Annotated in this window: 11 protein-coding genes and 1 tRNA gene; 6 read left to right on the top strand and 6 right to left on the bottom strand. The window is 64.0% G+C overall.

The window, feature by feature from the left end:
• Positions 1–28: 28 nt before the first annotated feature.
• From CC207_RS00380 to CC207_RS00365, 4 genes are read right to left on the bottom strand one after another with little or no spacing between them, the layout of a single operon-like run.
• A complete protein-coding gene (locus CC207_RS00380; RefSeq protein ID WP_028692207.1) occupies positions 29–532 on the bottom strand; it encodes a spore coat U domain-containing protein in 504 nt (167 codons plus the stop codon).
• A gap of 3 nt (positions 533–535) precedes the next feature.
• Entirely contained in the window at positions 536–1,069 is a 534-nt protein-coding gene (locus CC207_RS00375) for a spore coat U domain-containing protein (RefSeq protein ID WP_028692208.1), read from the bottom strand.
• A gap of 17 nt (positions 1,070–1,086) precedes the next feature.
• Positions 1,087–1,620 carry a spore coat U domain-containing protein gene (locus CC207_RS00370; RefSeq protein ID WP_028692209.1) on the bottom strand — a complete coding sequence of 178 codons (534 nt, stop codon included), beginning with the start codon at positions 1,618–1,620 and terminating at the stop codon, positions 1,087–1,089.
• Positions 1,621–1,644: 24 nt separating this feature from the next.
• On the bottom strand, positions 1,645–2,172 hold the full coding sequence (locus tag CC207_RS00365) for a spore coat U domain-containing protein (RefSeq protein WP_028692210.1): 528 nt from the start codon (positions 2,170–2,172) through the stop codon (positions 1,645–1,647).
• 323 nt (positions 2,173–2,495) lie between these two features.
• Here CC207_RS00365 and CC207_RS00360 point away from each other — a divergent pair, with 323 nt between their 5' ends.
• Genes CC207_RS00360 through CC207_RS00350 form a run of 3 tightly spaced genes read left to right on the top strand, consistent with a single transcriptional unit; the run spans position 2,496 to position 7,619 of the window.
• Positions 2,496–4,745, top strand: a complete 2,250-nt coding sequence (locus CC207_RS00360; protein ID WP_069017068.1) for an ATP-binding protein — start codon at positions 2,496–2,498, stop codon at positions 4,743–4,745.
• A gap of 16 nt (positions 4,746–4,761) precedes the next feature.
• A complete protein-coding gene (locus CC207_RS00355) occupies positions 4,762–5,223 on the top strand; it encodes a response regulator (protein ID WP_028692212.1) in 462 nt (153 codons plus the stop codon).
• A gap of 11 nt (positions 5,224–5,234) precedes the next feature.
• Positions 5,235–7,619 carry a hybrid sensor histidine kinase/response regulator gene (locus CC207_RS00350; RefSeq protein ID WP_088851397.1) on the top strand — a complete coding sequence of 795 codons (2,385 nt, stop codon included), beginning with the start codon at positions 5,235–5,237 and terminating at the stop codon, positions 7,617–7,619.
• Between the two features lie 55 nt (positions 7,620–7,674).
• Here the strand turns inward: CC207_RS00350 and CC207_RS00345 are convergent.
• Positions 7,675–7,749, bottom strand: a tRNA-Gln gene (locus CC207_RS00345).
• Between the two features lie 295 nt (positions 7,750–8,044).
• Here CC207_RS00345 and CC207_RS00340 point away from each other — a divergent pair.
• Positions 8,045–8,287, top strand: coding sequence for a hypothetical protein (locus CC207_RS00340; protein ID WP_028692214.1), 243 nt, complete (start codon positions 8,045–8,047; stop codon positions 8,285–8,287).
• A 106-nt stretch (positions 8,288–8,393) separates the two neighbouring features.
• Positions 8,394–9,467: a cell division protein ZapE gene (gene zapE / locus CC207_RS00335; RefSeq protein WP_088851396.1), complete on the top strand. Its 1,074-nt coding sequence runs from the start codon at positions 8,394–8,396 to the stop codon at positions 9,465–9,467.
• A gap of 81 nt (positions 9,468–9,548) precedes the next feature.
• Here the strand turns inward: zapE and CC207_RS00330 are convergent, their stop codons facing one another.
• Positions 9,549–11,438, bottom strand: coding sequence for a propionyl-CoA synthetase (locus CC207_RS00330; protein ID WP_088851395.1), 1,890 nt, complete (start codon positions 11,436–11,438; stop codon positions 9,549–9,551).
• Positions 11,439–11,590: 152 nt separating this feature from the next.
• Between CC207_RS00330 and CC207_RS00325 the strand changes: the two genes are divergently transcribed.
• Positions 11,591–12,877 carry a leucine-rich repeat-containing protein kinase family protein gene (locus CC207_RS00325; RefSeq protein WP_028692217.1) on the top strand — a complete coding sequence of 429 codons (1,287 nt, stop codon included), beginning with the start codon at positions 11,591–11,593 and terminating at the stop codon, positions 12,875–12,877.
• Positions 12,878–13,043: the final 166 nt, after the last annotated feature.

Raw genomic sequence — 13,043 nt, 5'->3', positions numbered from 1 at the left:
CTCCTTCTCTGTTATCCGCAGTGGCCTTTCACCAGGTCACCGTCACTTGCACGACATCGGTGTAGGTCCCCGCCGGCAAGGTGCCGGTCAGGGTGGTACGGCCATAGACCGGCAACTTGATCGCCGTCGGGTCGCTGTAGCTCACCGCCACGCTGCTGCCGATGCCCAGGCTCTGGCTGAACGCGGCGTCGCGGTACAGCTGGTAGGCCAACAGTTGCGCCCCCCCCGAACGCTTGAGATTGCGCGTGCCGCTGGCGCTGTTCTGGCCGCCGTCCAGGCTCATGCTCAGGGCCACGCCGGGGGTGCACTGGAAGGTCACCGTGCTGCCGCCGAGCGAAGTGCTCAGGGTGGCGGTGGACAGCGCCGAGCTGGTGCCGTAGTCGAGCACGCCATAGGCGGTCACGCCGCCGACCACCAGGCAGCCGGCGACGATCTGTGCCGTCACCTGGAAGGTGCTGGTGGTCACCGCGTGGGCACCCTGGGTCAGCGCCAGGCACAGCCCGACGGCCAGCAGCCGCACCGCGCCCGGCATGGCTCAGAAACTCAGCTCGACCGCCACCGTGTCGGTGTACACCCCGGCCGGCAGGCCGGCCTTGCCACGGGCCTGCCCGTAGAGGTTGACAGTCTGCGCCACGCCCGTGCTGGTCGGCAGGGTGATGGTGCCGTCGATCGCCAGTAATTGAGTGTGCCCGGCGTCGGTGTAGAAGTCGTAAGGCACGAAATTGCCCGCGCCATCGGCCAGTGCCCGGGTGCCCCCGGCGGACTGCGAGTCATGGGCGCCGGCACGCACCTTGATCGTCGGCACCGTGCCTGCCGAGCAGAGAATGCTCATGGCCCCGCCGCCGCCACCGAGCACCTGGCCATTGGCGGTGGTGAACAGCGAATCCTGGGTGCCGAAGTTGAGGCTGCCGAAGTTCAGCCCCGAGCTGCCGCCACTGCCGTTGACCTGGCAGGCGGCGGTCAGCGTCAGGGTCGAGCTGATGGTGCCGGTCACGGTGGCCGCCTGGGCCTGGGCGGCCAGGGCCAGACCAAGACCGGCGAAGATGTAGCGGGTGAGGTGCTTGGGCATCGGAGTCTCCTTGCGTGTTACCAGTCCAGAGTCACCCTGAGGGTGTCGCGATACAGCCCGGCGGGCAGCGCGCGCGGTTGCGCGACCACCACGCCATAGATGGGCACGGGCACCTGCTGGGTGCCGCTGATGGTGAAGGTACGGGCCTGGCCGATGCCATAACGGCTGTTGCCGCCCGGATCGATGGCCAGTTGGTAGGGAATGAGCTCGCGGCCGTTGCGCAGGCGGCGCACGCCGTCGCCACCGTTCTGCCCGCCGTTGATGCGCACGCTGAAGGCACGCACCTGCGGCGAGCAACTGATCTGCAGGCTGCCCTCGCCGCCGGCCTCGTCGACCCGGCTGGTCAGCGGCTGGTCCCAGGTCGGCCCGCGGGCACCGAAGTCCATCAGGCCCGGGTTGCCCAGGGTAGCCGGTTGCGGGTCGCTGCTGATCTGGCAGGCGGCGCTGATCACCAGCCGTGCCTGGATAAAGCCGGTGGTGGTGCCGTGGGCCGCGCCGCTGGGCAGCAGCAGCGGGCCGAGGGTCAGTAGCAGGATCGAACCACGGTGCAACACGTCCATGAGCATGCAGCCTCCCTACCAGGTGACCGTAACTTTGAGCAGGTCGGCGTACAGCCCGGCGCGGGGGGCCCAGGCCAGCTTGTCGATCCGTGCGTAGAGGGGCAGCTCCACCGAGCCGCTGTCCGGTACCCGCGCCGATTGCGCCACGTCCACCGCCAGCGGCTGATGCCAGGCGGCATCACGGTACAGCCGGTAAGGTATCGGCCGGGCCAGGGCATCGGGGCTTACGAGGTAGCGCACTTCGCCGACGCCGCCGTGCTGGCCGCCATCGACACGCACTTGGTACGGGGTGTCCGGGTTGCACTCCAACCGCGGCGGGCGCTGTGCGAGCAGCACGCCACTGACCGGCGCAGCCGGGCCATCCAGGCGCGCCGCGCTGCCCAGGTCGATGCGCCCCAACGCCTGCGAACCGGCGTCGCGTTGCTGGTTGACCAGCATGCAACCACGCTGCACGCGCACCTGCACTTCGACGAGGAAATCCGCTGCCATGGCGTTGCCACTCAACCACAGGCCCAACAGCAGGGCCACAAAGCGCTCCGTCACCGGTCGATCCTTGTGCGTATGGATTGAGCTTGAGCGTAGCAGCGCGATTGGATCCAAGCCGGGGAAGGCCTACCCCTCTTTGGCATTAATGAAAATGGCAGGGCTGGACCTGTGCTTGCCGGTTTGTGTCACCGGGGCTGCCGCGCAGCCCATCACCGGCAGGGCTCAGAAGGAAATTTTCCGGTCTGGAACGAAACCTCGGCGCCCGCCCACTTTCCAATGACCAGACTCCGGCATGGCGGCCACCATTCTGGTACCGTTCATCCGCAATATTTTGTGCTAGCGCATGACTCATGCATGGACGGAACCTACAGGAGAGTCCCGTGACGACCGACCAGACCCCGCTCGACCAGGCGATCGAGCGCTGCGCCCAGGAGCCGATCCAGGTTCCGGGCAGCATTCAGCCCCAGGGTTTCCTGCTGGCTGTTGACGAGAGCACGTTGCGCGTCCTGCAGGCGAGCGAGAACGCCGAGCGATGGTTCGGCATACCCGCAGGCGAACTGCTCGGCCAGGCCTTCCCGGATCTGGTCAGCGCTGACTTCGACCTGAGCGGCCAGCTGGGCTATTTGCCGCAAGGAGACGTCTTCCCTTTTCACATTGGCGACGTGCACTTGCGCCAGGACGCACCCAGCCAGTCATTGCTGCGCGTGCTCGCCCATCGGCATGATCAGGTGCTGATTCTCGAATTCGAATCGAGCCATAAGTCCGAGGGCGTTTATCAGGGGGACTACTATCCGTTGGTGCGCGCTTTCGTCAGCACCGTGCACAAAGCCACCAGCGTCGAGGAACTGCTGCAGCATTCGGTGCGGCAGATCAAACGCCTCACCGCCTTCGGACGGGTCAAGGCCTACAGTTTCGATCCCGAGGGCAACGGCACGGTATTGGCCGAAGAGGCCGACCCTGGCTATCCAAGCTATCTGGGGCTGAGCTTCCCTGCGTCTGACATTCCTCGCCAGGCCCGGGAGTTGTACCGGGTCAATCGCATCCGCCTGATCGAAGATGCCAACTATCAGCCCTCTCCCTTGTTGCCGCCGCTGAACCCGATGACCGGCAAGCCGCTGGACATGAGCTTTGCGGCCCTGCGCAGCGTGTCGCCCGTGCATCTGCAATACATGCGAAACATGGGCACCCTGGCCTCCATGTCGCTGTCCATCGTGGTCGACGGTCGACTATGGGGGCTGGTGTCCTGCCACCACGAGCGCCCCCGACCGGTGGACTTCCAGACGCGCACCGCGTGCGAATTGCTTGCCAGTGTCCTGTCGCTGCAGATCGAGTCACGCGAATCCCACGACCGCACCCGTACCCTGCTCGAGCTGCGTGAGCGCATCGTACGCATGCTGGCGGCGATGGCCGATCGTGACAGCGTGAGCGAAGGCCTGCTCGACCAGCCCGAAGTGCTGCTGGCCTTCGCCGGAGCCAGTGGCGCAGCCATCATCAGCGCCGAGCGCTGCGACCTGATCGGAGACACACCTTCTGCGGCGCAGGTCAATGCCCTGGTGCACTGGCTGGGCGAGCGCGGCGAAGAGGAGGTGTTCCATACCGATAACGTGAGCCGTGACATCGAAGCTCTGCCGGAGCTCGCCAGCTGTGTCGGCGGAGTACTGGCCGTTGCGATCTCGCAGTTGCACTCGCATTACCTGGTGTGGTTTCGCCCTGAGCAAACCCGCCTGGTCAACTGGGCCGGACGGCCGGACAAAGCGATCAGCCCCCAAGGACACCTCAATCCACGCCACAGCTTCGAACGCTGGGAGGAGGAAGTGCGTGGTTTCAGCGCCCCCTGGAGTCCCCTCATCGTCGATGGCGTGCTCGAACTGCGCATGGCCGTATTGGGCATCGTCCTGCGCAAGGCCGAGGAACTGGCGCAACTGGCCGGAGAGCTCAAACGCTCCAACAAGGAACTCGAAGCCTTCTCCTATAGCGTCTCCCACGACCTGCGCGCACCGTTGCGGCATATCGCCGGCTATACCGAGCTGCTGAGCGAAATCGAGGGCGAACACTTGAGCGAACGCGGTCGACGCTTCCTGTCCCACATCGATGAGGCCGCACATTTTGCCGGTTCACTGGTGGACAACCTTCTAAACTTCTCGCAAATGGGACGCTCGGCGCTGCGCTTGGCGGACGTCGACCTCAACACCCTGGTCGATACCATCCGCCAGGAGTTCGAGCCCGATTACCAGGGGCGCGAAATCATCTGGATGGTCGCCTCCATGCCCAAAGTCATCGCGGATCCGGCGTTCATCAACATGGCCCTGTACAATCTCATCGCCAATGCCATCAAATACAGCCGTGGACGCCGCCCCGCGCGTATCGAAATCGGCGCCGTGCAGCACGAACTGGAGACCGAGGTGTACGTGCGCGACAACGGCGTGGGCTTCGACATGGCCTATGCCAACAAGCTTTTCGGTGTGTTCCAGCGCCTGCATCGCATGGAAGAATTCGAAGGGACCGGCATCGGCCTGGCCAGCGTGCGTCGCATCATCGAGCGCCACGACGGCCGGGTCTGGGCTGAAGGCCAGGTCGGCCAGGGCGCCAGCTTCCATTTCACCCTTCCTCGCCATCAACCGCATTCCTGAGGCGTCTGCACCTATCATGCTCAAACCCATTCTGCTGGTCGAAGATAACCCCAGGGACCTGGAGTTGACCCTCCTGGCACTGGAGCGCAGCCAACTGGCCAATGAGGTCATCGTGCTGCGCGATGGCGCCGAAGCCCTGGACTACCTGTTGCGACGCAACACCTACGCCGAGCGTGACGATGGCAACCCGGCGGTGCTGCTGCTTGATCTGAAGCTGCCCAAGGTTGATGGCCTTGAGGTACTCAAGCAAGTGCGCGATACCGCCGAGTTGCGCAGCATCCCGACGGTCATGCTGACCTCCTCGCGAGAAGAACCCGACCTATTGCGCGCCTACGAACTGGGCGTCAATGCCTACGTGGTCAAGCCCGTGGAGTTCAAGGAGTTCGTGGCAGCGATCTCCGATCTGGGCGTGTTCTGGGCGGTACTCAACGAACCGCCGCCCGGCTCGCTGCGCCTGAACAGGCGCGGCAGCAATTGAGTCAGCTGGCAATGCAAGGCGCACCACTCAGCCTGCTGCTGGTCGAAGACAGCTCGATGGACGCCGAGCTGACGCTTTTGTGCCTGGAACGCAGCGGGCTGCAGGTCCAGTCACGGCTGGTGTTCGACCATGTCGGCGTCGAGCATGCCCTGCGCGAAGACAGCTACGACCTGATCCTGTGCGACTGTGTGCTACCGGGCTCATCGGGCACTGATGTACTGGCCATTGTCCAGCGCCTGGCACCGGACATACCGTTCATCTTCCTTTCCGGCATCTATGGCGAAGAGCATGCGGTCGAGATGATCCGCCTGGGCGCCACCGACTACGTACTGAAGAAGAACCTGCCCCTGCTGCCCAAGGCAGTGCATCGGGCATTGACAGAGGTACACGAGCGCCAGCGTCGGCGCCGTGCCGAGGAGGCACTGGCCGACGTCGAGGCCCGGGCGCGCATCGCCATCGACGCGGCAGGCATGGGCAGCTGGGATTTCCGCCCGCAGGAGAACCTGCTGCTGTGGGATGACCGTTGCAAGACGCTGTTCGGCCTTCCCACCGAGACGCAAATGACCCTCGAGGTGTTCTACGACGGTATCTTCCACGAAGACCTGGCAAGGGTCCGCGCAGCCGTCGAGCAGGCCATGCGCCCGGACAGTGACGGCCTGTACCGCGCAGAGTTCCGTATCGCCCAGCCCAATGGCCTGGAGCCTCGCTGGCTGCTTTCCAGCGGCCAGAGCCAGTTCGTCGACAACCGATGCGTTCGCTTCTCCGGAGTATTGCAGGATATTCACCAGCAACGCCAGGCCACGCGCGCCTTGGAACAGCTCAACGAAATGCTGGGTGAGCGGGTCGAGCAGCGTACCCGGGAACGCGACCGCGCATGGGAGTTGTCCCAGGACCTGCTGGCAGTACTGAACAAGGACCTGACGCCGGTCACCCTGAACCCGGCCTGGGAAGCCAGCCTGGGCTTCACCCGCGAACGCCTGGGCCAGACTTCGCTTCTGCAACTGGTGCTCGAAAGCGACCAGCAGGCACTACTCGCAGAACTGGCCGCGTTGTCCTCGGGTAACACCAGCGCCCGCTTCGTCGGGCGTATCCTGCATGCCAATGGCCAACCACGCTGGCTGTCCTGGGTGGTGGTTCCTGATGACAGCCTGCTGTACGTGGTCGCCCGGGACATAACCAGCGAACGCGAAGCTACGCTGGAACTGGCCAAGGCCAACGAGAACCTGCGCGAACAAATTGCCGAACGCGAACGCATAGAGGCAACACTGCAACAGATGCAGCGCCTGGAAGCTGTCGGCCAGCTCACCGCAGGCGTGGCGCACGACTTCAACAATCTGCTGACGGTCATTCTCACCGGCGCCAGCTTTCTCCAACGCGATCTGGACAAAGGCTCACTGGACAAGGCCCTCACCCGCCTTCAGCACATCCGCGAAGCCGGTGAGCGCGGAGCCAAGCTGACTGCGCAATTGCTGGCATTCTCCCGCAAACAGCGACTCGAACCGGTGCCAGTGAACCTCAACCGCACCCTGTCCGGGTTGGAGGAGCTGTTGCGACGCACACTGGGCGGCAACATTTCGGTGCGGCTGGACCTGGATACCCGCCTTTGGCAGGCGTTGACCGATATTACCCAGACCGAAATGATCATCCTCAACCTTGCCATCAATGCCCGTGACGCGATGCCCGACGGCGGTCAACTGACGCTGGCCACCCGCAACGGCCGGATCAGTGCCCGCCCTCTGCGCCCGGAAGACCCGGATCCGGGCGAATACGTTGTACTGTCGATTCGCGATACCGGCTGCGGCATGAGTGAAGAAGTGCTGGCCAAGGTGTTCGAGCCCTTCTTCACCACCAAGGACATCGGCAAGGGCTCAGGCCTGGGGCTGGCCCAGGTGTTCGGCTTCGCCAAGCAGTCAGGCGGTGGCGTGCGCATCGATACCGCGCTGGGGCGCGGCACACAGGTCAGTGTCTACCTGCCCGCGGTGCATCAACCGGAGGCGCCGGCAACCCAGGAACAAAGTACGCAGGCTTTGCCGGCGCGGCCTGCCGGCAGGCGCAGTGTGCTGCTGGTGGATGACGACCATCTGGTACGCGAGATGATGAGCGACGTTCTGCTGCGCCATGGCTATCAGGTGCGTCAGGCGCACAGCAGCGAGCAGGCATTGGCACTGCTGAACGATGAAATAGAGGTGCTACTCACCGATTTTGCCATGCCGGAATTCAATGGTGCGCAACTGGCGCTGGCTGCGCGTCAGCGCTTCCCTGACCTGCCCGTGGTATTCCTGACGGGGTATGCCGAGTTGCAGGGGCTGGAACTGCCCGGCAGCCTGGTGATTCAGAAACCGGTAAGCGAGCATGCTCTTGCCCAGGCACTGGCCGAGCTTCTGGAAAATAGATAGGCAGAAACGAAAAAATCGCCGAAAGGCGATTTGGGGAGAGTGTACAGCTTGAAAATGGCAGGGGCGGCTGGATTCGAACCAACGCATGGCAGGATCAAAACCTGCTGCCTTACCGCTTGGCGACGCCCCTGTATCGGATCTGGCAAGTGAATCAATCACCGCCTCACTGACAACTCCTTGCAGCACCGTGAGTTGCTGCTTGGGAATGGCCGGCACTTTAACAACCTTTTTTCGAAGTGGAAAGCTTTTTTTTAAAAAAATCGCAGAAAAACAGCAGGTTACTTGTAGCGAACCTTTTCGCGGGGTTTCTGCCCGTGAGCGACCAGGACGACCATTCGTCGTAATTCCCCCGCCTCGCTTCAACACAATTACGTTCCTCCCTTCCAATCAGATAGACCCCGTCGGCGCATCACAAGGAGGACGCCATGCCCGTTTCCCACGACCTCTACCAGGACTTGCACTACCCTCGCGAGATCGTCCAGCAGCGACGCCAACGCGACCCGCAGCTCGACCGCCTGCTCGACGAGTACATGGACATCGACAACCAGGTCCTGGCCGCCGAGTCGATCTCGGCGGGCAACTTCCAGGACGACGACTTGCGCCATCTCAAGGAGCGTCGCCTGGCGATCAAGTACATGATCGAACGCCAGCTGGAGCACAAGGCATGACCTATCGCATTTCACGATCATTGCCCGGTGGATTCTCGATTGGTCAAAATGCACGGCGTCGCGCAAGCTATGCCCTGCCCCAGTTCCGCTCCGAGGAGCCTGCCACTTGCCCACCTGGATTCCCGCACCCTTGCGCCTGCTCGGCCAGCGTTTGCGCCACGAACCGCCTGCGGATACCACCCTTGCGGACAATTTCCAGGACCGCGCGACCGAACGCGGCTACACCCTGAGTGACGGGCAACGCCGGGTGATCACGGCGATGGCCGCGCAGCTGGCCGCATTCGCGACAGGCCAGGCACGCAGCCTGTACCTGTACGGCGCGGTCGGGCGCGGCAAGAGCTGGCTGCTCGATGGTTTCTTCCAGGCCGTGCCGACTCCAGCCAAGCGTCGCCTGCACTTTCACGACTTTTTCGCCCGCCTGCACCAGGGAATGCATCGCTATCGAGCGCTGGACAACGCCCTAGGGGCAACCCTCGACGAGCTGCTGGGGGATTGCCAGGTGTTGTGCTTCGACGAGTTCCACGTCCACGACATCGGCGACGCCATGCTGCTCACCCGGCTGTTCGATGCCCTGTTCGCCCGTGGCGTGCTCCTGCTGGTCACCTCCAACTACGCCCCTGAGGGACTGCTGCCCAACCCGCTGTACCACCAGCGCTTCCTGCCGGTGATCCGCCTGATCAACAGCCGCATGCAGGTGCTGGAGGTGGACGGGGACACGGATTTTCGCAGCCTGCCGGCCAACCGCGCGCATCAGCGATTTACCCAAGGGCATTATGTCTGGCCGGGCAATTCGCAGCAGCGCGAGCGCTTGCGGCTACCCATGCCGCAGCCGCTGCAACTGGAGGTCAACCAGCGCCCATTGCGCGTCCTGGCCAGCAACGGACGCCAGGTCGTGTTCAGCTTCCACGACCTGTGCGAACAGCCTACCGCGGTGATCGACTACCTAGCCCTGGCCGAGCGCTACGACCACTGGATCATCGAGGGCCTGGACGATCTGGCCGAGTGCTCGCTGGCGGCGCAGCAGCGCTTCGTCAACCTGGTGGACGTGCTGTACGACCAAGATCGCCAAGTGACGGTGATCGCCAAGCGGTCACTGGAACAAAGCCTGGGTGGGGCGCTGGCCGACCTCATGCGCACCCGCAGCCGGCTGGGGCAGTTGCACCAGGCCGGTCCGACCTGACCCTGCGCTCCGACAAACCCACTCCCACGTCATGTTCTGCCCCTGAGGATTGCGTGAGAGCGGGCTTGCGCCGCGATGACTTCAACTCGCCCTGGGCAGATCAGACAGCACCCCCTCGATCTCCGCCAGCACCGCCGGATCGTCCAAGGTCGAGGGCGGCACGTAGTCCTGCCCATCGGCGATCTTGCGCAGTACCGCCCGCAGGATCTTGCCCGAGCGGGTCTTGGGCAGGCGTTTCACCAAGCGCACTCGGTTGAAGCAAGCCAGCGCGCCGATCTGCTCGCGCACGCTGGCCACCAGCTCACCCTGCAACTGCGTCTCGCCAATGCCCTGGCCGTCCTTGAGCACCACCAGCGCCAACGGCACCTGGCCCTTGATCTCGTCGTGCACACCGATCACCGCGCACTCGGCCACCGCCGGATGACGCGCCACCAGGTCCTCCATTTCGCCAGTCGACAGCCGATGCCCGGAGACGTTGATCACGTCATCGGTGCGACCCATGATGTAAACGAAGCCGTCCTCGTCCAGATAACCGCCGTCGCCAGTGTGGTAATAGCCCGGGTAGCTGTGCAGGTACGCCTGCAGGTAGCGCTCGTGATCGCCCCACAGCGTCTGGCTGCACCCCGGCGGCAGCGGCAGGGCGATGACGATCGCGCCCTGCTGGGTGGGCCCCAGCGGCTTGCCGTCGTCGTCCAGCACCTGCACGTGATAACCCGGTACCGCACGGTTGCTCGACCCAGGCCGCGCCGCGCTGCCTTCAAGGCCAACGCAAGGCGCGGTCACCGGCCAACCGGTCTCGGTCTGCCACCAATGGTCGTGCACCGGCTTGCCGCTGACCCGCTCGAGCCATTCATGGGTACTCGAGTCGAGCTTTTCACCGGCCAGGAACAGTTGGCGCAGCGAGCCCAGGTCATGGCGACGGATCAACTCGCCTTCCGGGTCTTCTTTGCGAATCGCGCGCATGGCGGTGGGCGCACAGAACAAGCCGTTGACCTTGTACTGCTCGACCACCCGCCAGTAGGCCGAGGCATCCGGAGTACGAATCGGCTTGCCCTCATAAAACACCGTGGTGCAGCCGCTCATCAGCGGCCCGTAGACAATCAGTGAATGACCCACCACCCAACCCACATCGGAAATCCCCCACCACACATCACCCGCCTGCATGCCGTAGACATGACGCATGGCGTAGCACAGGGCGACTGCGTTGCCGCCATTCTCGCGCACGATGCCCTTGGGTTTGCCGGTGGTGCCGGAGGTGTACATGATGTACAGCGGGTCACCCGCGTCGAGCGCCACCGGCGCTACCGGCTCGACGCCAACCAGCGCTTGCTGCCAGTCCAGGTCGCGCCCGGCCTGCAGCTCGGCGCGCGCCTGCGGACGCTGCAGCACCAGTACATGCCGCGGCTGATGACGGGCCAACTGCAGGGCGCGATCGACCAGGGGCTTGTATTCAATCACCCGGTCGAATTCCAGGCCGCAGGATGCCGTCAGCAGCAGCGTCGGTCGAGCATCGTCGATGCGCAGGGCGAGCTCGTTGGCGGCAAAACCGCCGAACACCACCGAGTGCACCGCGCCGATGCGGGCGCAGGCGAGCATGGCCATCGCCGCCTGGGGCACCATTGGCATGTAGATGATCACCCCGTCCCCCTTGCCCACGCCCAGCGAGCGCAGCAGCCCGGCCAGGCGCGCCACCTCGTCGCGCAGCTGGTGGTAGGTGAAGGTCTGCTGCACGCCGGTCACGGGCGAATCGTAGATCAACGCCATCTGTTCGCCGCGGCCCTGCTCGATCTGATGATCGAGGGCCAGGTGACAGCTGTTGAGGCGCCCATCAGCGAACCAGCTGTGGGTGCCGTCGGCGTTCTGCTGCAGGGTCAGGGTAGGCTTGCGCTGCCAGGCCAGCTGTTCGGCCTGGGCCTGCCAGAAGGTGGCGGGATCGGTGATGGAATGGGCGTAGCTGTGCTGATAAGTCATTGGTTCGCAACCCGGTACTTGTTGTTATTGAAGGGCGAACCCTGAGTATGGACCGGCGCGGCCCGCCCGCCATCGGACTTAAGTCGCAACCCATATGCAGATTTGCCGCACCTGTCTGCTTACAATGGCCGTTCATCAAGACAGAACAGCCTATGCATACCCTCGACGACCTACGCGCCGGCCGCCTGCGCGGCATCACTCGCCTCAATCTCTGCCAGGACTTGATCGATTTCCCTCGGGAGATCTTTGACCTGGCCGACAGCCTCGAGGTACTGGACCTCTCCGGCAACAGGCTGAGCGAACTGCCCGACGACCTGCACCGCTTGAATCGCCTCAAGGTGCTGTTCTGCTCGAACAACCGATTCACCCACCTGCCTCACGCCATTGGCCGTTGCCAAGCCCTGCAGACAGTGGGTTTCAGGAACAACCGCATCACCCGGGTCGACGCCCAGGCGCTGCCGCGCTCGTTGCGCTCGCTGGTGCTGACAGAAAACGCACTGGAGCAATTGCCCGAGGCCTTGGGCAATTGCCCACAGCTGCAGAAGCTGATGCTCGCCGGCAACCGGCTCACCACCCTGCCTGAAGGCCTGGCCAATTGCGTACGGCTGGAGTTGCTGCGCGTGGCCAGCAACCGGCTGGACACCCTGCCCGACTGGCTGCTGCGCATGCCGCGCCTGGCTTGGTTGGCCTACGCCGACAATCCCCTGCCGCCAGGTTTTGTCGCCCCTGTAACGCAGGAGAACTGCCCCTCCCTTCACTGGAAGGATATCCGCCTGGAAGAAGAGCTTGGCCGTGGTGCCTCTGGAGTGATCCACCGTGCGCACTGGAACGGCCAGGCGGCACCGGTGGCGGTCAAGCTGTACAAAGGCGCGATTACCAGCGATGGTTCGCCGCTGGCGGAGATGAGCGCCTGTATCGCCGCCGGTGACCACCCCCAGTTGGTACGCCTGGCCGGGCGCATCGACGACCATCCGCAGCAGCTTCCGGCGCTGGTGATGCAATTGATCGATTCGCACTGGTCGAACCTGGCCGGCCCACCCAGCCTAGACAGCTGCACCCGTGACCGTTACCCCGGCACACGAGAACTGACCTTGCCAGCATTGCGACACCTCGTTGCCGGTATTGCCTCGGTCTGCGCCCACCTGCACAGTCGAGGCTTGAATCACGGCGACCTGTATGCCCACAACATCCTGTTCGATGCGAATGGCCAGTGCCTGCTGGGCGACTTCGGCGCCGCCTCGTTCCATCCACAGGACGACAGTCTCCCCGCACGCGCGCTCGAACGCCTGGAAACAAGGGCTTTCGGCATTCTTGTCGAGGAACTGCTGGTACGCTGCGACAAGCCCGATACAGTGTTAGGGGAACTGGCTGAACGCTGCCAGCAACCCGATGTACTGGCCCGTCCATCTTTCAACGAACTGGCGACACAACTCGCGTAAAGACCTGTGCGGCCCCTTTCCGACCGGTCCGACGCCTCGGCAAGGCCGCTCCTACCGGGAGCGCGGCGTTCGCGCCTGGAACGCGGAAAAGACAAAACCCCTACCTGCTCGCGCAGATAGGGGTTTTGCGAAATGAATCTTGACGATGACCTACTCTCACATGGGG

This window comes from Pseudomonas sp. DrBHI1 (assembly GCF_002205115.1).
GTDB classification, from domain to species: Bacteria; Pseudomonadota; Gammaproteobacteria; order Pseudomonadales; family Pseudomonadaceae; genus Aquipseudomonas; species Aquipseudomonas mosselii.
This window is presented reverse-complemented; position numbering and strand designations above follow the sequence as displayed.

Excerpts from the sequence above, each read along its gene's own strand:
- CC207_RS00380 (WP_028692207.1), bottom strand. The coding sequence starts at position 532 with ATGCCGGGCGCGGTGCGGCTGCTGGCCGTCGGGCTGTGCCTGGCGCTG.
- CC207_RS00375 (WP_028692208.1), bottom strand. The coding sequence starts at position 1,069 with ATGCCCAAGCACCTCACCCGCTACATCTTCGCCGGTCTTGGTCTGGCC.
- CC207_RS00355 (WP_028692212.1), top strand. The coding sequence starts at position 4,762 with ATGCTCAAACCCATTCTGCTGGTCGAAGATAACCCCAGGGACCTGGAG.
- CC207_RS00350 (WP_088851397.1), top strand. The coding sequence starts at position 5,235 with ATGCAAGGCGCACCACTCAGCCTGCTGCTGGTCGAAGACAGCTCGATG.
- CC207_RS00340 (WP_028692214.1), top strand. The coding sequence starts at position 8,045 with ATGCCCGTTTCCCACGACCTCTACCAGGACTTGCACTACCCTCGCGAG.
- CC207_RS00330 (WP_088851395.1), bottom strand. The coding sequence starts at position 11,438 with ATGACTTATCAGCACAGCTACGCCCATTCCATCACCGATCCCGCCACC.
- CC207_RS00325 (WP_028692217.1), top strand. The coding sequence starts at position 11,591 with ATGCATACCCTCGACGACCTACGCGCCGGCCGCCTGCGCGGCATCACT.